Origin of the sequence: Butyrivibrio sp. Su6 (assembly GCF_900108105.1) — a bacterium.
GTDB lineage: Bacteria > Bacillota > Clostridia > Lachnospirales > Lachnospiraceae > Butyrivibrio.
The window spans coordinates 385,422-407,282 of record NZ_FNUR01000002.1; the positions used below are offsets into that span (position 1 = coordinate 385,422).

Annotated in this window: 24 protein-coding genes; 21 read left to right on the top strand and 3 right to left on the bottom strand. The window is 38.9% G+C overall.

Translation table 11 applies throughout. The features are described 5' to 3' along the window. Positions 1-12: 12 nt before the first annotated feature. The 12 genes from C4S54_RS04085 (at position 13) to C4S54_RS04140 (ending at position 11,914) form a co-directional block, all read left to right on the top strand. Positions 13-1,068 (top strand): hypothetical protein, encoded by a 1,056-nt coding sequence (locus C4S54_RS04085; protein ID WP_103868390.1) that lies wholly within the window; start codon positions 13-15, stop codon positions 1,066-1,068. A 145-nt stretch (positions 1,069-1,213) separates the two neighbouring features. Further along, positions 1,214-2,443 (top strand): nucleoside-diphosphate sugar epimerase/dehydratase, encoded by a 1,230-nt coding sequence (locus tag C4S54_RS04090; RefSeq protein WP_103868391.1) that lies wholly within the window; start codon positions 1,214-1,216, stop codon positions 2,441-2,443. Positions 2,444-2,601: 158 nt separating this feature from the next. Then, a complete protein-coding gene (locus tag C4S54_RS04095; RefSeq protein WP_103868392.1) occupies positions 2,602-3,807 on the top strand; it encodes an ATP-grasp fold amidoligase family protein in 1,206 nt (401 codons plus the stop codon). Next, positions 3,804-4,994 (top strand): glycosyltransferase, encoded by a 1,191-nt coding sequence (locus C4S54_RS04100; protein WP_103868393.1) that lies wholly within the window; start codon positions 3,804-3,806, stop codon positions 4,992-4,994. Before C4S54_RS04095 ends, C4S54_RS04100 begins: the two co-directional genes overlap by 4 nt. A gap of 71 nt (positions 4,995-5,065) precedes the next feature. Beyond that, positions 5,066-5,998 carry a hypothetical protein gene (locus C4S54_RS04105; protein ID WP_103868394.1) on the top strand — a complete coding sequence of 311 codons (933 nt, stop codon included), beginning with the start codon at positions 5,066-5,068 and terminating at the stop codon, positions 5,996-5,998. After that, positions 5,991-7,100, top strand: a complete 1,110-nt coding sequence (locus C4S54_RS04110) for a hypothetical protein (protein WP_103868395.1) — start codon at positions 5,991-5,993, stop codon at positions 7,098-7,100. The genes C4S54_RS04105 and C4S54_RS04110 overlap by 8 nt, the downstream gene beginning before the upstream one ends. Next, complete coding sequence (locus C4S54_RS04115) at positions 7,097-8,020, top strand: hypothetical protein (RefSeq protein ID WP_200821037.1); 924 nt, start codon at positions 7,097-7,099, stop codon at positions 8,018-8,020. Before C4S54_RS04110 ends, C4S54_RS04115 begins: the two co-directional genes overlap by 4 nt. After that, the gene (locus tag C4S54_RS04120) at positions 8,017-8,505 is read left to right on the top strand and encodes a hypothetical protein (protein WP_103868397.1); all 489 of its coding nucleotides are present in this window, start codon (positions 8,017-8,019) and stop codon (positions 8,503-8,505) included. Before C4S54_RS04115 ends, C4S54_RS04120 begins: the two co-directional genes overlap by 4 nt. 10 nt (positions 8,506-8,515) lie before the next feature. Further along, on the top strand, positions 8,516-9,703 hold the full coding sequence (locus C4S54_RS04125; protein WP_103868398.1) for a WcbI family polysaccharide biosynthesis putative acetyltransferase: 1,188 nt from the start codon (positions 8,516-8,518) through the stop codon (positions 9,701-9,703). A gap of 2 nt (positions 9,704-9,705) precedes the next feature. Continuing rightward, a complete protein-coding gene (locus C4S54_RS04130; protein ID WP_103868399.1) occupies positions 9,706-10,128 on the top strand; it encodes a hypothetical protein in 423 nt (140 codons plus the stop codon). Next, positions 10,128-10,808, top strand: a complete 681-nt coding sequence (locus C4S54_RS04135) for a glycosyltransferase domain-containing protein (RefSeq protein WP_103868400.1) — start codon at positions 10,128-10,130, stop codon at positions 10,806-10,808. Before C4S54_RS04130 ends, C4S54_RS04135 begins: the two co-directional genes overlap by 1 nt. A gap of 14 nt (positions 10,809-10,822) precedes the next feature. Beyond that, a complete protein-coding gene (locus C4S54_RS04140; RefSeq protein ID WP_103868401.1) occupies positions 10,823-11,914 on the top strand; it encodes a DUF4422 domain-containing protein in 1,092 nt (363 codons plus the stop codon). A 214-nt stretch (positions 11,915-12,128) separates the two neighbouring features. Here the strand turns inward: C4S54_RS04140 and C4S54_RS04145 are convergent, their stop codons facing one another. Then, complete coding sequence (locus tag C4S54_RS04145) at positions 12,129-12,620, bottom strand: Uma2 family endonuclease (protein ID WP_330405582.1); 492 nt, start codon at positions 12,618-12,620, stop codon at positions 12,129-12,131. A gap of 184 nt (positions 12,621-12,804) precedes the next feature. On the opposite strand from C4S54_RS04145, the gene C4S54_RS04150 reads away from it, so the two are divergent. The 3 genes from C4S54_RS04150 to C4S54_RS04160 all read left to right on the top strand — a co-directional run bounded on the left by C4S54_RS04150 (position 12,805) and on the right by C4S54_RS04160 (position 13,859). Next, positions 12,805-13,389, top strand: coding sequence for a hypothetical protein (locus tag C4S54_RS04150; RefSeq protein ID WP_103868403.1), 585 nt, complete (start codon positions 12,805-12,807; stop codon positions 13,387-13,389). Next, the gene (locus C4S54_RS04155) at positions 13,382-13,561 is read left to right on the top strand and encodes a hypothetical protein (protein WP_074889355.1); all 180 of its coding nucleotides are present in this window, start codon (positions 13,382-13,384) and stop codon (positions 13,559-13,561) included. The genes C4S54_RS04150 and C4S54_RS04155 overlap by 8 nt, the downstream gene beginning before the upstream one ends. Before the next feature lie 94 nt (positions 13,562-13,655). After that, positions 13,656-13,859: a hypothetical protein gene (locus C4S54_RS04160; RefSeq protein ID WP_278308900.1), complete on the top strand. Its 204-nt coding sequence runs from the start codon at positions 13,656-13,658 to the stop codon at positions 13,857-13,859. Between the two features lie 120 nt (positions 13,860-13,979). Here the strand turns inward: C4S54_RS04160 and C4S54_RS16300 are convergent, their stop codons facing one another. Beyond that, on the bottom strand, positions 13,980-14,108 hold the full coding sequence (locus C4S54_RS16300) for a hypothetical protein (protein ID WP_278308901.1): 129 nt from the start codon (positions 14,106-14,108) through the stop codon (positions 13,980-13,982). Positions 14,109-14,246: 138 nt separating this feature from the next. Then, positions 14,247-15,062, bottom strand: coding sequence for a Uma2 family endonuclease (locus C4S54_RS04165; protein WP_330405580.1), 816 nt, complete (start codon positions 15,060-15,062; stop codon positions 14,247-14,249). A 230-nt stretch (positions 15,063-15,292) separates the two neighbouring features. Here C4S54_RS04165 and C4S54_RS04170 point away from each other — a divergent pair, with 230 nt between their 5' ends. From C4S54_RS04170 to rfbF, 6 genes are all read left to right on the top strand, one after another. Continuing rightward, positions 15,293-17,122: an AAA family ATPase gene (locus tag C4S54_RS04170; protein ID WP_242973738.1), complete on the top strand. Its 1,830-nt coding sequence runs from the start codon at positions 15,293-15,295 to the stop codon at positions 17,120-17,122. 94 nt (positions 17,123-17,216) lie between these two features. Beyond that, positions 17,217-17,927, top strand: coding sequence for an IspD/TarI family cytidylyltransferase (locus C4S54_RS04175; RefSeq protein WP_103868404.1), 711 nt, complete (start codon positions 17,217-17,219; stop codon positions 17,925-17,927). Further along, positions 17,924-18,991, top strand: coding sequence for a galactitol-1-phosphate 5-dehydrogenase (locus C4S54_RS04180; RefSeq protein WP_103868405.1), 1,068 nt, complete (start codon positions 17,924-17,926; stop codon positions 18,989-18,991). The genes C4S54_RS04175 and C4S54_RS04180 overlap by 4 nt, the downstream gene beginning before the upstream one ends. Positions 18,992-19,137: 146 nt before the next feature. After that, positions 19,138-20,100: a hypothetical protein gene (locus tag C4S54_RS04185; RefSeq protein ID WP_103868406.1), complete on the top strand. Its 963-nt coding sequence runs from the start codon at positions 19,138-19,140 to the stop codon at positions 20,098-20,100. Positions 20,101-20,191: 91 nt separating this feature from the next. Then, positions 20,192-20,992: a glycerophosphodiester phosphodiesterase family protein gene (locus C4S54_RS04190; RefSeq protein ID WP_103868407.1), complete on the top strand. Its 801-nt coding sequence runs from the start codon at positions 20,192-20,194 to the stop codon at positions 20,990-20,992. Between the two features lie 83 nt (positions 20,993-21,075). Next, positions 21,076-21,855 (top strand): glucose-1-phosphate cytidylyltransferase, encoded by a 780-nt coding sequence (rfbF, locus tag C4S54_RS04195; protein WP_103868408.1) that lies wholly within the window; start codon positions 21,076-21,078, stop codon positions 21,853-21,855. Positions 21,856-21,861 lie beyond the last annotated feature (6 nt).

Below are 21,861 nucleotides of genomic sequence, written 5' to 3' on the forward strand. Positions count from 1 at the left end.
AGTTCTGAAGATATGAAAAATAAAAAAGAAATTCTTCAGAAGCTCATCGGTTTTGACAAGTGGCATCTGAACTGTATTGAAGAAAAGAAATATGCCCTCTCGATAATTAACAGGGTAAATTACCTTATCCGGAAAGGTAAAATTGGTGATGGGTATATTGTTGAATGTGGTTGTGGTCTTGGGGATATAATTTCGGAAATTCGCCATAAAAATCGACTGGGTTATGATATAGATAGCAAAACTATAACAGGAGCAAGGATTCTTCATCTTTTTGGACCAAGGTTTAAGACAGGAACTTTTGAGAATATAAGAAATAAACATATTAGTCTTATGATAGCTGTAAATTTTCTACATGGTATTGCACCAGACGAAGTTTACCAGATGTTTTCCCAACTTGTGATGAAAAACATAGTGGAAAGAATTGTTGTCGATTTAGTAGAATCACCGCCCTATGAGTACAGTCACGACTATGTATCTATGTTTGCTGATCTTGGTTACAGTCCTGAGTATATGTCGAAAGGATACATTGCGTGGGAGAATACACGCAGACGGATTATTTGGTTACATAAAAACAGTGATAGAGAATCTTCCAAAGTTGAAGATGTTACAACTGATGTTGCCTCTGGATATTTATACGGAAAGAATGAGGATAAAATACGCATTAGCAAATTGGATGAATTCAATGATTGTCTGCTTTCATGGATAAGGATAAAGCAAGATGGTATAAGGATTGATGAATATCTTGCATCGTATGGCATATATAAAGTGCTTGTTTATGGAAAAAATGAATTAGGAAAGCTTTTGGTCGCTGAAATACCATCTGGGGGTGTGATACAAGAAACACTAATAGCAGACTCAAATGATATAGATGATTGCATGAGGAATTTTTGTCCCGATCTTATCATTGTAACTGCAATATCTTTTTATGAGGAGATTGAGGAATGTTTGAGAGATAAAATAGGTTATTTAGGTAAGGTAATATGCCTGGATGATTTTGTACATCGTGTTGAATCTGATAAGAGGAGTGGCTGTATAGATATTTATGGACAGATTACAGAGAGATGGTGAGGGTAATGAATTGTGAAAAATTCATAAGTCTTGCTAATGATATTAAGAATGACGTTTGCATCTTTGGAGCAGGTGATTATGATTTGATACTTTTCAATTCCAGTAAATATGTTAGTAAGTAGTGAATAATTTGGAGAAGGGAACTGTGGGTAAAGATAACTGTCTAAAAGTAATAATATACGGAGCTGGAAATTACTGTCGTGAGGTAATTGGAAATGTACCTAAGGAGTGGGATATCTTAGTAATTGCTGATAAAGATGAGCGGTTGTGGGGGAAAAAAATAAAAGGATACAAAGTAATAGATCCTTTAAATATTAAGTCGTATAAGTATGATGTTGTGATTATTCTTTCATATCTTTATGGTAGACAAATAATGCGTGAACTTCAGGAAATTGGTATTCCGGTATGGAGGATTATTCAAGGCGGCAAATACCTTAATGCTTGGGATAGGACGGTGTATTTTGAAGATTTAACGAAAAAATATATAAGACTTTGTTCGTGTAAAACGAGGTTTGAAAACAGGAAAACGGCTAGTCGGAAATTATTATATATTCTAATAGGATATAAAGATTTTTTATGGGGGGATACTATTCAGCGTGTTAGAGAGTTTTGCCCGTGCGACATAGATGTCTGCTTGCTTAGTTCGGGACTCTATGATGTAAGATTATCAGAGATTGCCAAAATAAATGGTTGGTCGTATTTCTCAACCGATATTAACAATACCTTGTATGCACAAAATTTGATGTTGGCGGAATTTACTGAAAAAGATCTTATATTCAAGATGGATGAAGATGTTTACGTCACAAAAAATGTTTTTGGGAAGATGTCTGCCTTTTTTGAAAAAATGAAAGACCTTGGAGAGTTAAAGGTAGGGTTTGTTAGCCCCATGGTTCCGTTAAATTCAAGTTCGTATATTTTTTTAGAAGAGTTTGATTTGAAGGAAAAATACAAAAAAGAATTTAGTAGAAATCTATATTATGGTGGAGATATAGCTTCTCCTGATATTAGAGTAGATTCCCGTTTTCCGATGTTTTATTGGTCTATAGATAATATAGATTTGCTGAATAACAGAGCAGAAAGTCATGGGATGGAGCGGTATAGATTGATTTCAGGTAGGCATGCAATTTGTTTTATTCTGTTTTCGAGAGAATTCTATAATTCGATGGGTGGTTTTGAATTAGATGGAATTAATGGGAATGGATGTGATTGGAAAGACGGAGATGAATTTCAAATTATGCAACATTGTATAAACTTTGGTTATTATGGAGTCATGTTATTGAATAGTGTATGCGGACATTTCTGCTACTCAAAGCAAGAAAAAGAAATGATGGAATTTCGCAATAAGAATCAAAGATACTTTGAAATACGTAAGTAAAAGGTCTGAGGTTAATAACAATAATTAGGTGGAGTACTTGTTGGTGATTAATTTATTTTTTTAATTATGTTTATTTAGCTCGCTAGAATAAATTGCTCGTTATAGATTATATAGGTTCACACTATTGATTACTATACCCAGTTGTTATACGAGGAAATATGGATAAAGAGTTATTTATAAATCTTGTAAATAATTTAAAAGAGAACATCTGCATCTTTGGTGCAGGTGATTATGGAAGTACTTGGTGCTATGCACTCTTAAAGGATGCTGGATTTGATATTGAATTTTATGTGGATAATAACAAAGCGGGTGGAGAATGCAACGGCCTTCCTATCTTCTCAGTTGATTATCTTAAAGAGCATCCAGATATCTTTGTGTTCATTTCTGTTAGAGGCACTGCCGAGGCTGAAATAGCAGAGCAGCTTGATAGTATGGGGATAAAGGCATATTACCGTTTTGAGTCGGACTATGCGCCTATTGAACTTGCTCATTACCTTGATGGCCTTGGTAATAAAGAACTTATAAAAAAATTCCCAAGCGTTATGGAGGACGCGACATATTTGAAAGTACGGTTCAAGTATAGGATGGGATATGAACTTGACCTTGAAAATCCTAAAACATTCAATGAGAAACTTAATTGGCTTAAGCTGTACGACAGAAAGCCCGTATATACAACCATGGTAGATAAGTATGCTGTGAAAGAGTATGTCAGTAATAAAATAGGTACTGAGCATGTAGCACCTTTATACGGAGTGTGGGATAGGTTTGATGATATTGATTTTGACAAACTACCAGAGAGTTTTGTGTTGAAATGTACTCATGATAGTGGAGGGATGGTTGTTTGTAGAAATAAAAAAGAGTTTGACAAAGAGAAAGCTAAGAATGTTTTGGAAACCTGTTTAAGCATTAATCCTTTCTGGGGGGACAGGGAATGGCCATACAAAGATGTTAAACCGCGTATCATTGCTGAAAAGTATATGGATTCTCTTGGCAAACCTGATTCCGTTGAATATAAGGTAACGGTAATAGGCGGTAAAGTAGAATTTGTGACTATATGTAGAGGCATAGCTCACGCATCTTTTGATGCCAGAACCAATGACCATTATGACATTAACTTTAAACGTGTTCCATTCTGGGCTTTCTACAAAAATTCAGATATTAAATGGGAGAGACCTGATAAATGGGATGAGATAGTTGAATATTCTAAGATTCTTGCAGCTGGATTACCACAAGCCAGAGTTGATTTCTATCTTCATGATGGAATAGTGTATTTTGGAGAGATTACATTCTATACATGGAGTGGATGTATCAAGTTTGTTCCGGAAGAGTATGACAGAATACTTGGGGATAAGGTGGTCATATGAATATTGCAATCCTGATTCCTACATTAACCACTGGTGGCGCTGAAAGAGCTGCAGCGGAGCTTGGAAAGCATCTGTTCCACAAGTGTGATAAAGTATATTATTTCCTCCTTGCTAACAGCGGACGATCTTTCTTCGATATAGACGGTGAGATTATTAAGACACATATTAATTATCCATTTGTCGGATCTGATGTCATTAACAATTTTAGGGAGATGATGTTTGCTGCTAGAAGCCTTAAGAGATTCAAACAAAAGTACCGCATAGATGCCTGTATATCCTTCATGGAGGGGTGTAATGTACTGAACATTTTGTCAAAACAGAAAGACGAGAAGGTGATTATTAGTATTAGGACAGTCCTATCCGAGAGAAGGGAATATGATGGAGTCTTTCTGTATGACAGGCGTCTTCTTGGAAAGATATACCCGTTTGCTGATAAGATTGTTGCGGTCAGCAGTGGAGTAAAGGAAGATCTTGCCTTAAATTACGGCATTAAAAAAAATAACATTGTAATCATTCCAAATGCTGCTGAACGTCGAAGATTTGAGGACGATGATTTCCGTGAGGATATAGAGTGGCTATACGGAGATAAGACGGTGGTATGTGTTGGACGGATGGATCCGGTAAAACAATTTGACTCTGTGCTAAGGGCGTTCTCTGTAACGCATAATATGTTTCCACAGGGGAGACTGATATTTGTCGGAGATGGACGACAGATGAATTATATGAAGGCACTGAGACATGAATTCGGGCTTGATGAAGTAGTGATCTTTGCTGGATTTCAGAAGGATGTAGGAGTGTATCTTGCAAATGCGTGCTGTTTTGTCATGGCATCAAAGGCGGAGGGATTTCCTAATGCAATGGTGGAAGCCATGGCTTACGGGGTTCCTGTAATATCAACAGATTCTCCAGGTGGTTGTGGTGAAATATTGGGGAAAAGCAAGCATATAACAGAGACTGTGTATTGTGAATACGGGGTGATGACACCAAGGATTCAGAGAAGTAGCGAAGTGAGTGAGAAAATTACGCCGGAAGAGAAGACTCTTGGAATGGCTATGTATGAAATGCTTTCTAATCAGGATCTTAATGCACGCTATCGCGCAAGATCAATTAAAAGGGCGAAATATTACAGTAGGACTAATGTCATGGAGTTGTGGGATCGCGTGATATGGGATGAGACTGTTGAATGATTTTTTTGAATAGAAATTGTATAGATGTCAAGGTGTAGGAATTGTATTGGAACGATAGGTAACGGTGAATTATGGGTGGTCTGTGGGTTGAATTTGACAGGAGAATAAAGAATATATTGAAAATGGCCAACGGAAGAAGAATCGTTCTGTGGGGATACGGACTCAGTGGAAAATTTCTTTCACATTATTTTCGTCGGATGAATCGAATTATTGATGTGATTATTGATGACAAAGTAAATTTTCCGTCAGAGATGCATGTATTCCAATCAGTTATATTGGATGAGCTTTCTGCTGATGACTGTTTTGTTATATGTGATTTTCAAGAGGAAACAGAGGTTAATCTTAGATTACAAAAATATGGGTACATTGAAGGTGTTACATATGTCTGGCTTAGAAAGAGTCTTGGGGAAGGTTATGATAGCAAGGTTTCATATTATGATTGGCTTGATTATGCTTATGGAACTGATATAAGTGCAATGGTTGATAATGCTGTTGGGGATAATGTGTTTTATTCATATGGTTGCGATTATGCACTTGTAGATGTGCTCGATAATCTTTGTCTTGAAGGCGAAAACATGTTTGATTTCGGGTATGGGAAGGCGGGAGCCTTGATAATGTTCGCGCAGAATGGTGCTGCGAAGATTGGGGGAGTTGAATATGACAAAAGATTATGTGATATCGCCAAACTCAATCTGGAAAAATGCAATATTGAAAACTGTGAGTTATTCAATAAGGATGCTGCCAAGATTACGACAGAGATTGATTACTACACTATATTCAACATGAATAATCCGTTTGGTGGAGAGACTTTCAGGAAGGTTATTGCAAATATTGAGGCAAGTTATACCAGAAATCCAAGAAGAATAATCCTTATGTATAGTGGGGTTGTTTTGCATAAGGAAGTTGTTAGGAACGGAAGATTCCGGCTAGTAAGGAAGATATACAACGACTTTTGGAGCAAGTATACAAACATATATGTTATGGACGGAACACAAAATGATTGAGTATGACTATAAGTCCGGTGGACGTAAAGTGAGGCATATATATTTTATTGAAAAGATGGAGCTAACTGAATTTGAGCAGGAAGCGGCATCTTGCGATGAATTGTCTATATTCTATGCTGGAGAACTTGATGACAGGATTAATGAGAGGTATGGGAATGGGCTTATCTATATGTCTAAAGGTTCGGATTGGAATAGCACAAATTATTCTTTAATGATTGACATTACTCCGGAGGAGAAGGTAATCCTTGACGGCTTTCATAAGAACAGAAAATACAAGGTCAGGCGAGCGAGGGATAATGATGGAATTATTGTAGAAATGGATCAGTATCCTGACGTAATTCAAATGGAGAGCCTAAATAGATTTTACAATGAATTTGCTCATACCAAAGGACTGGCTGAGTTTGATATAGAAAGGTTCAGTGCAGCTGCCAAAGCCGGATGTTTTCTGCTTGCCACTGCCCGTGACAGGAATGGAGAAAAATTGGTTCAGAACGGATATATCTTGGATTTTGAGGACAAAGTATCCACTTTTGCCTTTGGAGCGTCCCATTTCCGCAGTTACAGTGATAAGTCAGCACTGATAGGAAGAGCAAATAGCTTTCTGCATTATAAAGCTATGTGCCACCTTAGAGAAATGGGGTTTACAGGGTTCGATTTTGGAGGATTGTATATTGGTGATGATGTGAGTCTTACCAACATATCTGATTTCAAGAGGAGCTTTGGCGGTGAAGTAAGAACTTATGCACCGAAGATTATTTTCCAGAAGAGAGACTATGAGTGCGTGGAGCATAATCTGCCACTTATAAAAGATGCTGCAAATGGAAGAAAAGTGGTCGTATGGGGCATGGGCAATTGGGGAAGATATGTTGTCAGGCAGCTTATGTCAGTGTATGGAATTAAGCCTTCGTGTCTTATAGACAGTGTGCCTTATCAGAATCAAGGGATATGTGGACCGGAAGCTATTAAAGATTACTCCCCCAATGAGAGCTTCCTTATAATAGTCACAAGACGGAAGCAGTATGAGGAGATTGCAAAGAATGAGTACGTGTTGGCTTTTGAGGAATCGCACTGCGCGCTATGCATCAGAGAGGATTGGCTGTGAAGAAATATTTCATAATAACAATTGACACCGAGGGAGATAACCTGTGGGGGGTAACAGATATCAAGGCAGAGATAACGACTGAAAATGCCAGATTCCTTCCAAGGTTTCAAGCTTTATGTGAAAAGTATGGTTTCGTTCCAACCTACCTGACCAATTATGAGATGGCGCATGATGGGGGCTATAGGGAATTTGCAAGGGAAGGTTTAGCGAAAATGACACTTGAAGTAGGTGCACATGAACACGCATGGAATCAGCCGCCTTATTATCCTCTTGTGAAATCGCCTGCCCATAGGGGTAAGCCGTACTTGACGGAATATCCTAAACTTGTCATCAGGGAGAAGCTTAGGAGGTTGACATCACTACTTGAGGAAGCATTTGACTGCGACATCACTTCCCATAGGGGAGGTAGGTGGAGCTTCGACAAACGCATAGCAGAAGTTCTGTGTGACCTTGGATATGTTGCCGACTGCACATGCACGCCTGGCATATCTTGGGAAGGGCAACCAGGTTGGAGCATTAGAAGCAAAGGCACTGATTGGAGTTCATGGAAAGGAACGCCGGAGATTATCTGTTCCGGAGTAAAGGAAAGGCATCTTGTTGAAATTCCTGTTACTGTGATCAACAGAGGGAAAGGGACAGTACCAGCGTGGTTCCGTCCTAATGGACATAATTGCGAGACTATGCTTGGGATGATTCATTATCTGAAAGAATGCGGCACAGATTATATTGAGTTTATGATACATTCCTCGGAGCTTATGCCAGGAGGAAGCCCCACTTTCAAGAACAAGGGGCAGATAGATAAATTATATGAAGACATTGAAATTATATTTGAAAGCGTTAAAGAAGCGGGTTTTATTGGAATTGGGCTTTCCAACTATGCAAGGCTTGTAGTTGATAAAAAGTATGGAGGCAGGTCATGAAAAAAACAGTTGCAGGAATGTTTGGAATAGCAGTGGGATTTTGTTTTGGGGTGATTTTTGGCAGTAAGTGGGTCGGGAAGCAGTACGACCTTCATTGTGAGAAAATCGAGAAGAATGGGGATAAATTCTCGGATTATTATCAAGTCTGTCTGCAGTGGGTCAAGGTGCATCAAGCGGGTAAGAAGCTTGATGATTATTTTAATAAGAAAGGTTATCGTCATATTGCAGTGTATGGGATGAACGACATTGCTCACGCCATTATCTCTGAGTTGAAGGACAGTGGAGTAGAAGTGGACTACGGCATTGATCGTAATGCTGACAACCTTTTCCTTGAAATGGAATGTTACAGGCCAGATGCAGATTTACCAACTACAGATGTGTGCGTAATTGCCTTGCCTGAGCTTTATAAAGAGATATATGAATCCCTTAATGAGAAGTTAACCTGTCCTATTGTATCTATTGAGGATGTGGTTTGGGGAATGTGAGGATGGATGAATGTCTCTTAGAATGAACAAGGATATTGCAGAAAAGATAAAAAATGGTGTAGTGGTACGTGGAACAGGTATTCATGGTGCGAGATGCACCTATATGTTCCAACTTTCAGGGATAGATATTGTCTGCTACATAGACAGGAATGGTGGTAATACCTTTCGTGGTAAGCCTGTGTATGGTGTGGATTTTATGCCGGATAAAGAAATGCTACTTGTGGTCGCAACGAACATGGATCTGTATCCTACGATTGCCAGTGAGCTTAGGGAGCGAGGACTGGTGGAATTTGTTAATTTTGCATATTATGAATGGTTTATTAAGGATATAGTTCTTCTTCACGGTAACTGTCACATGGAAATACTTAGAGAGTACCTGTTGTCTTCACGAGAATTTACTCATAAATATTCGATATACCCATATCCTTTACTTATATCATCAACGAAGGAATTTAGAACAGAGCCAGAAATTTTCGAAAATGTCGATATATGGGTTCACGAGGATATACGGAATAACAACTCATTTGGTTATGAGGTGTCAGACGAGTATATAAGAAGAAATTTAGGGGAAGCAGTTCGTGAGATCAAGATTCCTCATTTGTATGGGATAAGCAGGATGTTCTTTCCACAGGTGATTACACTTAATGATAATGGCAATGAGGCTCTAAATGGAGGAACAGATACAGATGGAATCTTTCTGTATGGTGACAGGGTAATAGAGGACTGCGTTAATAAGGGAATGAATATTGACGAGATTATCAGTTTCTGTATGGGAGATATGGCAATCCCTAAAGAGGAAGTGATCGCTAATTATGAAAGCAGCATGAATAAGGTAAGAACCAGAGAGGCACTATGGGATATTAAGATTGCGGATTTTATTGAGGAGAATTACAGGAAAGACAAGTTGTTTTATGATCCGGGCCATCCAACCAATGTTGTCATGGAATATATAGCCAGAGAGGTTTTATTAATTCTTGGGATAAACCCCAAAGAGCTAATCTGCAATAAGAGGATGGATGCCCATGAAAAATGTGTGTATCCATGCGTCAGAAAACTCCTTGGGATCATATGGGATGAAGATGATGTGAGGAAGACCGGAAAAAAGCTTGGAGATTATATGGATTTCCCTGAGTTCATAAGAGAATATTTATGGTGGCGGCATTATGAGAAATATAAAAAGCAGATAAAGATGGATTAAAAATGGATCATGAAATAATTAAGCATGCAAAAAATGAAAATTGGGATATATGTACATACGGTCTCGGATATCTTGGAAAGCGCCTTTATAAGGTTATACCGGACATGCTTGGACTTTCTGCAAAATATTATTGTGATGGAGATGATAGCAAGGTTGATTCAATAATATTGCCGGGAATGAAGGGAATACATAAGGAAGATTTGATAAAGACAGAAAGTCCGAAAATAATCTTCATATTGGTTGATGATCCTTATGATTTAGAAATTCAGAAAATGCTGGCTGTGAATGATCATCTTCACACTGTGACGTTACGCGAACTTGCACTCATGGATGATGTCATAGAATCATTCTATGGGGAGGCACTTTATAAAAAATATAAGGAGTTGACTGATTATTCAGTAGAGCATGGAGGGGTTCATAAATAATGAAAATAGCAGTATATACATGCGTTGCGGGTGGATACGATCATGTTAGGGAACCTCTTACAATAGAAAACGAAACAGATTATTACATGATATCGGATGATTCTGCTATGGCGGGGAAGGCATACAACTGGGTAGATATTGACGAAGTAGTGCCCGATATAAATATGTCTCCCAAGGATAAGAACAGATACTGTAAGCTACATCCATATCTGCTATTTCCGGAATATGATTACACAATCTATTTGGACGGCTCCATACAGATAATAAAGCCGATAATTCACTATGTTAAGAAGGTAGGGAAAACTGGGATTGCAATACACAGGCACAGGGAGCGTGACTGCATCTACTCAGAAGGAATATTCCTTGTATGGCTTGGAGCAGTGGATAAGGAAATTCTTGTACAGGATATTGCTAGGTATATTGACGTTGGACTGCCAAGGCATTTCGGAATGTTTGAATGCGGGATGATAGTGACGGATATTCATAATCCTATGTCAGTAGAGGTATATAAGAACTGGTATGAGGAGTATATGAGGAGTGCAAGGCGCGATCAACAAGCACTTATATATACGCTGTGGACTATGGGGCTAAGAGCAGATGATATCGGTGATTTGGGTGGAGATTATAATATCCTGACTAACCCTGATATAAGTTGGGATAGAGGAGCACACTATAAATAGAAAGGAAAAGATGAATGCAGCTTGCAATTTTTGGGGCACAAGGTTATGCACTGGGTGCTTATGAAGCACTACGAACTTTATATCCTAAGAGGGTTATCCCGTATTTTATAGTGTCTAAAATTGGAAATAATGCACCTGTATTAGGAAATATACCCGTAAGAGAACTATCGGAGTTTTCTTCTTCAATATCCAGGGAAGATAAGGCTGGACTTGAGGTAATCATTGCAACTCCAGAAAATGTACAACCTGAAATAGAGGAAATATTGGAAAATTATGGTTTCAAGCATTATAGTCGTTTAGATTCTGAACGATGGGGCGAGTTGATGAAGATGTTTCATATAAGGCTAGATCGTTTCCTTCCATTATCTGCTTTACCGGTTGGCTATAATAGACCGTTCACAAGGATGTATATGGCTAAGTCGCATGTAGATAGACCTCTTAAGAATTGCCCTAAACTGCCTGAATATGTGTATCCGATACAGGCAGGTGCAGCTTTGACCGACATAAGAATCGCAGATATTACGGATAATAAAGGTGAGAACATTTCAGAGAAGAACGTTAATTATTCTGAGTTATCAGCGTTGTATTGGGTATGGAAGAATAAGCTTTGCAAGACTGGAATTCCAGAGGGTGAAGAAGGGCAGTATTATGGATTGGCTCAGTACAGGCGGATGCTTGTGTTTTCATATGATGATCTTTTGAGATTACCGGACAATGACGTGGATGTTGTGTTGCCATATCCGATGCCGTATGAGCCGAATATCCATGCGCATCATGAGCGGTATCTAAAAGAGGTTGATTGGAATGCATTGCTGACAGCGCTAAGGGAAATGCAACCGGAGTATGCAGAATACTTTCCGCTGGTATTAGAGCAACAGTATCTCTATAACTACAATGTTATTTTGGCTAAGAAGCCAGTTCTTAGAGAGTATTGTGAGTGGCTTTTCCCGATTCTTGAAAGAACTGAAGAGTTGTCGGTTCCAAAGGGAAGTGACAGGTCGGATCGTTATATCGGGTATATGGGGGAGACGTTGGAAACCCTCTACTTCATTAAAAATGCAGAAAGACTGAATGTAGTTCACACAGAATGCAAGCTATATGTATAAGGATCATGTTTTATGGCTCGAACCGAAAAGGAAAGACGGACGTTATGAAGCTCGTTATATAGAAAAGCCGGGATGAAAGCGGTAAAGCAGTGTACAGAGCTGTTTATGGCAAAAGTAAGGCAGAAGTCCGGAAAAAAGTGGAAAATGCCAAAAGAGAAATGATAGGAAACCCTCCGGGCTTGATATGAAGCAAATTTTTTTTCTCCAGTATTTTTCACAACAAAAACTCTATCTCATCCAAAATAGGCTTGAAATCAATTTGGAGTTTTCCGTCATATAATCCTACTGGCACTTTGTCCTCGAAACCATAAATGGATACATCAAAGTCGTGGGCGAAGTCATAAACTATGATCTTAAGTTTGTCCGGATCTACCATCCAATATTCTTTTACACCGGCATTTTCATATTTTACGAGTTTGAGAGACATGTCTTTTTTTCTGGTTGTAGAAGATAAAACCTCTACAATAAAGTCCGGGCATCCAAATATATTTTTCTTAACTATCTTATCTTTTTGGCAGATGATCATGACGTCTGGCTGGACCATGGTCTTATCATCCATATCTAATTGCACATCACATGGAGCTATAAAAACCATGCAGTTGCCCTTATTTTTATCGATGAATTTTTTTATCTGAATGGGCATGTTCAGTGATATTATCTGATGAATCGTAGATGGGGTGTTTATTGCATAATAAAAGTACCTAATGTGGAATTTACTTTTTTATTCAATAATCATATTATGATAGCTTTTCTATACTTGATAAAAATAAAGTAATATGATATCCTTTCAAAGTTGCGCTTCGCGCAGAGTCTTATCCATTCGGAAATGGCAATGTTTTCTGCATATGCCTTTTTCACAGGAATTAGAATTTTGAAAGGATTATTTGCTAATGAATAATGAACAAGAAGAACAAAGGTATGGCAGATGCAAGGATACATGTATTGATCATACCTATATATCTGGCGGAGAATTTAGAAAGAAGTTCGACCAAATATCTGATTCACCGGAATTAAATAAGCTATTGTATAACTTGGCAAAAAAGATGCTATTTCATAGAAGCGGGACAAACTATGAAGATATGTATTGGATAGATGCGGAAAGCGTTGAAGTTGTAGCTCAAGTTACGGATTCGATAGAGGAATCCAGAGTAATTTATCCACATAACATTGTAAATTTCTTAAAGATGCATTCTGGATTAGTAACCATTCATTCGCATCCAGCAGGATTACCGCCAAGTATTGAGGATTTTAATTCGAATTATATATATGGTTATAATTTAGGAATAGTTATTGGGCATAATGGTAAATTATATCTATATAACAGTAATGAGGAAATTGATAAATTATATTTTGAGTTAAAAGTTGAATCATATAGATCGCTTGGATATAATGAAAGTGAATCTAGAGAAAAAGCAATAAAGTTTTGCATGGAGAAGTTCGATATTAACTATAAGGAGGTGACAATAGATGAATAAGTATAACGAATATGAATCAGTATATGAAGATGATAGAAATATTATTCCTGATTGTGTTTTTTCGATGTCACCTGAGGAAAGAGAGGCTGAGGAACAGAGATTGTTCCGTGAAATGAAAGAGCATCCCTGTAAAAAGAAAAAGCCAGCATGCAGTGTGCAATTTAATATTTGATTAGAAAGATTGGCTGAGATAATTCGATTATTAAACTTCCCGCACTTTTTACAATGTGGGAAGTTTTTATATTAATAAAGAAGGGCAGCAACTTATGAGGGTAGCAGTAATTGGAACAGGCTATGTTGTCCTTGTTACAGGAACATTCTTTGCAGAGATGGGAAACACTGTGTGGTGCGTGGATGTAAATGAAGAAAAGATTGAAAAGTTAAAGAAGGGAATTATCCCAATATATGAGCAAGGGCTTTCGGAAATGGTTGAAAGAAATCATACTTCAGGGATGTTGAATGTCAAGTAAAATTGACCCACTTTTACAACACTTGAATCTGACCCACCCCTAGATCCGCCAGTGCAATTTTGAGGGCGGGTCAGTTTTATTTATAAATCTCGATTTTTACACTGTGAATTGACCCACCTTTTAATGAGTTACCAGTGTGTATCCAGCACCGGTAAGTGCTGTTTTATCTATGATCATTGTCTTGTTCAAGATATCCATGACAACATACCTGCTAAGTTCTAGTAGTCTGTCACCGATAAGTTCCTTCACGAGCTTCTCCATAGCCTCAGCCTTGGGAGCATTTCTTTCTATTTTGTCCTCGCATATATGCTGTGGTTTAACTGGGGAGCATAATGATAGGAAACCCTCCGGGCTTGATATGAAGCAAATTTTTTTCGCCAGTATTTTTCACAACAAAAATTCTATCTCATCCAAAATAGGCTTGAAATCAATCTGGAGTTTTCCGTCATATAATCCTACTGGCACTTTGTCCTCGAAACCATAAATGGATACATCAAAGTCGTGGGCGAAGTCATAAACTATGATCTTAAGTTTGTCCGGATCTACCATCCAGTATTCTTTCACGCCGGCATTTTCATATTTTGCGAGTTTGAGAGACATGTCTTTTTTTCTGGTTGTAGAAGATAAAACCTCTACAATGAAGTCAGGGCAGCCAAATATATTTTTCTTAACTATCTTATCTTTTTGGCAGATGATCATGACGTCTGGCTGGACCATGGTCTTATTGTCCATGTCCAATTGTACATCGCAAGGAGCTATAAATACCATGCAGTCACCTTTATTTTTGTCTATGAAACTTGATATTTGGATAGACATATTTAGCGAAATAATCTGATGAATGGTAGATGGGGTGCTCATGTCATAAAAAACTCCATCTATCAGCTCTACTCTCTGATCGTCAGGAAGTGCATAATAATCGTCAAGCGTGTATTCACCAGGCTTTTTGTCAGAAGGAATAATTGTTTGGCTGTTATATTGCGCTGTTTCTCCAAAAGCAGGCTCATCTTCATTGAGGGTATTCGAATCAGATTCGGGTTTCAATACTTTTTCAAGAGCAAGTAATGTGTCATATCTTGGAGATGATGTTATTTTTCCGAGGACCTTTTGGACAGTACCAACCGGAACGCCGGAAAGAGATGCAATCTGCGCGTAAGTTAATCTCAGTTGGTTCTTTTGACGTATCATTTCGTCCACTGTCATCATTAGTATGTCCTCCTTAGAAAATTTGTTTGGCATAATGATAATATAAATTGGATGGAGAATCAACCAAAAATGGATTGATTGTGACTTATAAATATCCAATAAATATCCTACAAATATCCATAGCTGCTCCTTATGGGAAACGTTCAAACCCCAAAAGCAACCCCATAAAATAACAAGAGGGTTGCTTTTAGGGTTGCTTTTTGCTATGCTCAATACATGGAGGATATATTATGTCAGATAGCAAGCTGGAAGCAATTATTGCTGAGATAGGATCTTTGCCCAAGGGCAACTTAACATACAAAGTTATAAGAGGTAAGCCTAGGATGTACCTTCAGTGGTATGAAGGTGGAAAGAAGATCAATAAGTATGTAAAAGCCAAAGATGAGCCAATAGTCTTAGCACAGATAAAAAGGAGAAAGCACCTTCAGGAAGAACTTAAGCAGTTGGTTGAAGATGAAAACTATGGAAGCTTTGTAGCAGAGGATACACCTCACTTTGAGACTAAAAAGCTGAGGCCAATGGAGATCTACAAAACTCGCGTTGTTACTGGTAGTGCGCTTAAGAACATGTGCGCTGTAGCTCAAAAGTACGGAGAAAGGGACTGCATTGCACCTCTGAAAAAATACCTCCAATATGGATTGCCTGGAAAAGTCTGTCTGATCTACGGCCTTAGGCGAACTGGTAAAACAACTATTATTTTTCAGGCTATGTCTGAGCTTCCGGCAGATGAAACAGCATATATCAAGATCATGACATCAGATACTATGGATCAGCTTAATGATGATCTTAGGAAAATGATTAACGCCGGGATTAAGTATGTGTTTATTGATGAAGTGACACTTCTTGGTGAATTCATCGATTCAGCGTCACTTTTCTCTGATGTTTATGCATCAATGGGCATGAAGATAGTACTCTCAGGTACAGATTCTCTTGGATTTCTGCTTAGTACTGGTGATGAGCTTTATGATAGAGCCTACACAATTCATACTACATTTATTCCATTCAAGGAGTATTCGAGGCTTCTTGGAATCAATGATGTGGACGAATACATTCGTTATGGCGGCACATTCATGATGGGGGAAAAAAATTTTGATGCCGAAGAGTTACTGGATGAAAGCATTTCTTTTCGCGACGATGAATCAACCAGGCGCTATATTGATACTGCAATAGCCAGAAATATTCAGCATAGTCTGGCAAACTATCAATATGGTGGTCATTTCATGCATCTTGAGGAATTATATGAAGCAGGTGAATTAACTGGTGCGATCAACAGGATCATAGAGGATATGAATCACAGATTTTTGATCTCGGTCCTCACTAAGGATTTTGTATCACATGATTTGGGCACTGCAAGACAGCTTGAACGCAAAAAGGCAATGCTCCAGTCCAGAGAAAGCATACTTGAAAAAGTTGATTGTAAAGAAATAACTAATAGACTTCAGAAGATACTCGATATTAGAAATAAAAAAGATATGACGGTTGAGATAACTAGGGAGCATGTAGAAGAGATAAAGTCGTATCTTCATTTACTGGATCTCATTGTGAATTGCCCTACGGAGCAAATTGGGGTAAAAGAGCCTAAAGAACAGATCATCTTTACTCAGCCGGGAATGAGATACTGCCAGGCAGAGGCACTTGTGCACGTTCTCATGAAAGACGAGATTTTCTCTAAGTACCCTATAAAGGAAAGGCAGGAAATCTGTGAGGGAATACTTAGAGAGGTAAGAGGCAGGATGCTGGAAGATATAGTGCTTTTAGAAACCAGGAAGAGGCAATCCAGGAAGAAACGAGTATTTAAACTGTTATTCAGCATTGGAGAGATTGATATGGTCATTTATGATGAGGATAATCTAACCTGCGAATTGTATGAGATCAAGCACAGTGACAAGATAGTTGAGGAACAGTACAAACACTTGATAGATGAAGAAAAATGTAAAGAGATAGAATTTAACTATGGTGAAATTATCTCAAGGACAGTTTTGTACCGTGGTGAAAATGCAGTAGTTGACGGAATAAAGTATCAAAATGTAGAAGAGTATTTGAAAGAAAGTGTTGATTAATTAACGATATTAAGCAGATTTCTTACTAAGAAGTATATAAGAGTATATAATTGAAATGTAAGTATATAAAAGTATATAAGAAAGCGAGGTGCCTATGAATATTGCAATTATTCTTGCCGGCGGGATTGGCAGCAGGATTGGATCGGAAGTACCAAAGCAGTTTGTGGAGTTGTCTGGACAGATGATGATCATGCATAGCATGGCGCCCTTTGGCAGATCTGTGTACGTTAATAACATTCTGATCGTGGCCGCTGAGGAGTGGCGTGACAGGATTGAAGATGCCGTCGCGGATGATCCGCAGATAAGTGAGAAAATCCTGGGATTTTCTGACCCGGGAGATAACAGGCAGCTTTCTATTTATAATGCGTTAAAAGAGATAGAGCAAATGGGACTTGGTGATATGACCGATAATATTATTATCCATGACGCTGCAAGACCTTTTGTTACAGAAGAGATGATAGAGGAGTGCTTTAAGGCGCTTGATAGCCATGATGGTGCGATGCCTGTTCTTCCTATGAATGATACTGTGTATTTCAGCAGGACAGGGGCTCGGGTGGACGAGCTGCTTAACCGCAATACTATTTTTGCCGGGCAGGCGCCGGAAGCTTTTAATTATAAGAAGTATTTAGAGGCGAATGAAGCTCTTTTGCCCGATAAGATCAGAATGATAAAGGGCTCCACAGAACCTGCTGTAATGGCGGGGATGGACGTTGCCATGATTCCGGGTGATCAGAGGAACTTCAAGGTGACAACTCAGGTGGATCTTGACAGAGCAGAAGAGATTATGAGGGAAAACTATCTATGAAAGCGCAAGTCTTATATGGGATAGACAATCTAAAATACACTGAAGTCACTGCCCCCAGGCCCAAGGCGGGCGAGGCGCTTATCAAGGTGCGCAAGTGTGGAATTTGTGGGTCTGACGTTCCACGCATTTTTAAGACCGGTGCCCACAATATGCCAATTGTTCCGGGGCATGAATTCATGGGAATTGTGGAAAAGTGTGACGATAATCCTGAAATTGTGGGTAAAAGAGTTGGAGTTTTTCCGCTGATTCCCTGTATGAATTGCAGGCAGTGCAAGTCTCAGCATTATGAGATGTGTGAAAACTATAATTACCTGGGATCCCGTTCTGATGGTGGATTTGGCGAGTATGTATGCGCCCCTTTGTGGAATCTTTTACCCATCCCTGACCAAGTGACGGATGACGAGGCTGCCATGCTTGAACCCATGTGCGTTGCAGTGCACGCGCTGAGAAGAATAGGACTTGTCGGAGAGGGACTTGAAGCGGCGACTGAGAAAAATATTGTTGTCTGCGGTCTTGGCACCATTGGACTTCTGGTGGCTATGCTTCTAAAAGATGCGGGCTGTCGAAATGTCTTTTTCATAGGAAACAAGAATGTTCAAAAAGAGATGATAAAGCAGATTGGGTATAGCGATGACCATTTCTGCGATGTGAGATATGGTGAGCCTTCATTTTTCATTAATGAAAAAACGGAAGGAAAAGGTGCTGACTACTATCTTGAGTGTATCGGAAGGTCCGAGAGCTACGCTCAGGCAGTTAACCTGACGGCTCCACTTGGAAAGGTTATGCTTGTTGGCAATCCTGCTTCAGACATGGAACTTCCTAGGAATGTTTACTGGAAGATATTGAGAAACCAGATGACCTTGATGGGGACATGGAATTCTTCGTATCCTGACGACTGGGCTTATGCATTAGAGCGAATTGCGACTTGGCATAAGAGTGAGCAGGCTTTTTCTCCCGCAATGCTCATCACTCACAGGTTTGATCTTGAGCACATGCAGGAAGGGCTTCAGATCATGAGAAAAAAATCAGAAGAGTACATAAAGATTATGGTGGATGTAGGTTGAAGTTAAAATCGAAAATTACTGACTAAGCATAATGCTGAATCAATGGGAAAAAGTGCAATTCCAGGCGGAAAACAAACACTTGTTCGTGGCGAACATATGTGCTATATTATTTCTACAAGTAAAGCAAACGGAGTAGTGTAATACAAATGGAAACAAATATAGCGCAGGCGATTGATATTACTTGTCAGAGAGCCAGATATGATGAGAATGTAAAAGAGTTGCTGGCAGATAAACAGATTTTGGCTAGGATTCTTAAGTACACATTAGATGAATTTAAGGATACTGATATTCAGACGATAATAAGCAATATTGATGAACCGGAAATATCTAAGGTCAGAGTGGAACCAGGGCATACCAATGCTGATAAGATCAAAAAGTGCTCTGAAGAAGATAATGTACCGAGTGAAGGAAAGATTTATTTTGATATAAGATTTTCTGTTTATTGCGGGGTGCAGCTCATTAAGATACTAATTAACATTGAGGCGCAGAAGAGTTCTAAAGTAACAAAACTTGGTTATCACTTGGATAACAGAGTTGTTTTTTATTTGGGAAGAATGATTTCTGCTCAGAAAGAAGTAGAATTTACAAATTCAGATTACGATAGTCTGAAGGCTGTTCGCAGTATATGGATATGTATGGATGCTGGCGATGATGAGGACTCAATTAATCGAATCTCTCTGACTCAAGAGGTTTTATTTGGCAAGAAAATGAATTTGCCAAACATTGATAAGCTACAAGGTGTTATAATCAGATTGAGAAGTAATGAGAACCTAGAGAAGTCTAAAAATATTTTGATAGCGATGCTGGAGACACTCTTAAAAAAAGAAGATTCTGAAATGAAAAAGAAGAAGCTGTCAGGTGAGTATGGGATAGAAGTTAGTAGAGACACTGAGCGGAGGCTTAATGATATGTGTAATTTGAGTGATGTTATACTTGAAAATGGATTAAAAGAAGGAATAGAACAAGGAATAGAACAAGGAATAGAAGCATTCATCGTTGATAAAATTGAAGATGGAGTCGAGAAAGCGACGATTATTGAAAAGTTAGTAAAACGATTCAAGATTACCATAGAAAAAGCAGAAGAGTATTATAATCGATTTTCTGCATGATTAACGGACTATACCAGTAAATGGTATAGTCTTTTTAATTATAAAGAGTTATGATAACTTCTAGAATTTAAATGAAAGGTTGTGAAAAAATATGCGATTTTGGGCACACAGAGGATGCAGTCAGATGTATCCGGAAAATACACTTACATCTTTTGGAAAGGCAATGGAAATTGACGGCCTTGCCGGAGTTGAGCTGGACATTCAGCTGACTAAGGATGGAGAGCTTGTGGTTATCCACGACGAGCGTGTGGATAGAACAACAGATGGATTTGGATTTGTGAGAGATTTTACACTTGAGGAGCTTAAGGCTCTTCATATTTTTGCAGGCAAGGGTGTTCCTGCGGAGAAGATCCCTACAATGCGTGAAGTCATTGAGCTTTTGATGCCAAAACTTAAAGTCTACTGCGATGCAGTTAAAGCAGGCATACCTGAAGATGAGATAAAGGACGGCATGCGCATCAACATTGAGCTTAAAACATCAGTTTACAACTATCCTGGAATTGAGGAAAAAATAGTTAAACTTGTGGATGAGATGGGCGTTAAAGAAGCAATCGTTTACTCAAGCTTTTACCCTGAATCTCTTTACAAGATCCATGAGTTTGAGCCAACAGCAAAGCTTGGCGTTTTGGATGATCTTTTGTCAAATTGTCTGTACAAGGCAATTGGCTTGGAATCCTTATGGGAAGACGTTCCGAACGGCAGCATAGCGCTTCATCCTGCGGGAATTCACATGGATCTTCCGATTGAGAGAATTCAAGGCAGAACAGTGCGTGCGTGGTTCGGCGGACATCTTTATCCTGAAGCTCCTACAGGAGGCAGGATGAACATAGAGGCATATGCTGCAAAGGGCATAACCGACGTGTTCCTCAACGAGCCAGAGAAGTACCTGTAAATTGCCAATCCTTGTTAAAACAAACAACTTGGTTTATATTATATAGGTTAAAAAAGAGAGTTTTAAAAATGAAAGGCATTTAAATGAAAGTAGTAATTTTAGCCGGTGGTTTCGGAACACGTATCAGTGAAGAGAGCCACTTGCGTCCAAAGCCAATGATCGAGATTGGCGGCAAACCAATTCTTTGGCATATCATGAAAGAGTATTCCCACTATGGATTCAACGAATTCATTATCTGTGCAGGATACAAGCAGGAAGTGATCAAGGAGTATTTCAACAACTATTATCTCCACAACTGCGACGTAACTTTTGATTTTGCTAACAGGAATAAAAAGACATTCCATTCTCAGAAGGCAGAACCATGGAAAGTTACAATAGTTGATACCGGATACAGCACCATGACCGGTGGACGTATCAAGAGGATAAAAGAGCATGTGGGTAATGAGACATTCTTCATGACCTACGGTGATGGAGTCTGCGATCTTGATATGAACAAACTTCTTGAGTTCCATAAGAGCCATGGCAAGATTGCTACAGTTACAGCCATTCTTGCAGGACAGAGATTTGGTGTGTTCGATATAGATTCTGACGATTCATCAGTTGTTAAGGATTTCAGAGAGAAAGCCAACATCGACGGAGCCCGTATCAATGGCGGATATATGGTACTTGAGCCGGGAGTTTTCGACTACATCGAGGGCGATAGCACCTTCTTTGAAAAAGAGCCAATGCATAACCTTGTAAGAGACGGTGAGCTTGCAGCTTATAAGTATGACGGCTTCTGGAAGTGCATGGATACTGCAAGAGAAAGAGATGAACTCTCTGATCTCATTGAGACAGGCAGAGCTCCTTGGATCAAGTGGTGAGGTTTT

What these genes read in the sequence shown, in the direction of transcription:
- C4S54_RS04085 (WP_103868390.1), top strand. Translation starts at nt 13, where the DNA reads ATGAAAAATAAAAAAGAAATTCTTCAGAAGCTCATCGGTTTTGACAAG.
- C4S54_RS04095 (WP_103868392.1), top strand. Translation starts at nt 2,602, where the DNA reads ATGGATAAAGAGTTATTTATAAATCTTGTAAATAATTTAAAAGAGAAC.
- C4S54_RS04100 (WP_103868393.1), top strand. Translation starts at nt 3,804, where the DNA reads ATGAATATTGCAATCCTGATTCCTACATTAACCACTGGTGGCGCTGAA.
- C4S54_RS04105 (WP_103868394.1), top strand. Translation starts at nt 5,066, where the DNA reads ATGGGTGGTCTGTGGGTTGAATTTGACAGGAGAATAAAGAATATATTG.
- C4S54_RS04110 (WP_103868395.1), top strand. Translation starts at nt 5,991, where the DNA reads ATGATTGAGTATGACTATAAGTCCGGTGGACGTAAAGTGAGGCATATA.
- C4S54_RS04120 (WP_103868397.1), top strand. Translation starts at nt 8,017, where the DNA reads ATGAAAAAAACAGTTGCAGGAATGTTTGGAATAGCAGTGGGATTTTGT.
- C4S54_RS04125 (WP_103868398.1), top strand. Translation starts at nt 8,516, where the DNA reads ATGTCTCTTAGAATGAACAAGGATATTGCAGAAAAGATAAAAAATGGT.
- C4S54_RS04130 (WP_103868399.1), top strand. Translation starts at nt 9,706, where the DNA reads ATGGATCATGAAATAATTAAGCATGCAAAAAATGAAAATTGGGATATA.
- C4S54_RS04135 (WP_103868400.1), top strand. Translation starts at nt 10,128, where the DNA reads ATGAAAATAGCAGTATATACATGCGTTGCGGGTGGATACGATCATGTT.
- C4S54_RS04140 (WP_103868401.1), top strand. Translation starts at nt 10,823, where the DNA reads ATGCAGCTTGCAATTTTTGGGGCACAAGGTTATGCACTGGGTGCTTAT.
- C4S54_RS04150 (WP_103868403.1), top strand. Translation starts at nt 12,805, where the DNA reads ATGAATAATGAACAAGAAGAACAAAGGTATGGCAGATGCAAGGATACA.
- C4S54_RS04155 (WP_074889355.1), top strand. Translation starts at nt 13,382, where the DNA reads ATGAATAAGTATAACGAATATGAATCAGTATATGAAGATGATAGAAAT.
- C4S54_RS04160 (WP_278308900.1), top strand. Translation starts at nt 13,656, where the DNA reads ATGAGGGTAGCAGTAATTGGAACAGGCTATGTTGTCCTTGTTACAGGA.
- C4S54_RS04165 (WP_330405580.1), bottom strand. Translation starts at nt 15,062, where the DNA reads ATGATGACAGTGGACGAAATGATACGTCAAAAGAACCAACTGAGATTA.
- C4S54_RS04170 (WP_242973738.1), top strand. Translation starts at nt 15,293, where the DNA reads ATGTCAGATAGCAAGCTGGAAGCAATTATTGCTGAGATAGGATCTTTG.
- C4S54_RS04175 (WP_103868404.1), top strand. Translation starts at nt 17,217, where the DNA reads ATGAATATTGCAATTATTCTTGCCGGCGGGATTGGCAGCAGGATTGGA.
- C4S54_RS04180 (WP_103868405.1), top strand. Translation starts at nt 17,924, where the DNA reads ATGAAAGCGCAAGTCTTATATGGGATAGACAATCTAAAATACACTGAA.
- C4S54_RS04185 (WP_103868406.1), top strand. Translation starts at nt 19,138, where the DNA reads ATGGAAACAAATATAGCGCAGGCGATTGATATTACTTGTCAGAGAGCC.
- C4S54_RS04190 (WP_103868407.1), top strand. Translation starts at nt 20,192, where the DNA reads ATGCGATTTTGGGCACACAGAGGATGCAGTCAGATGTATCCGGAAAAT.
- rfbF (WP_103868408.1), top strand. Translation starts at nt 21,076, where the DNA reads ATGAAAGTAGTAATTTTAGCCGGTGGTTTCGGAACACGTATCAGTGAA.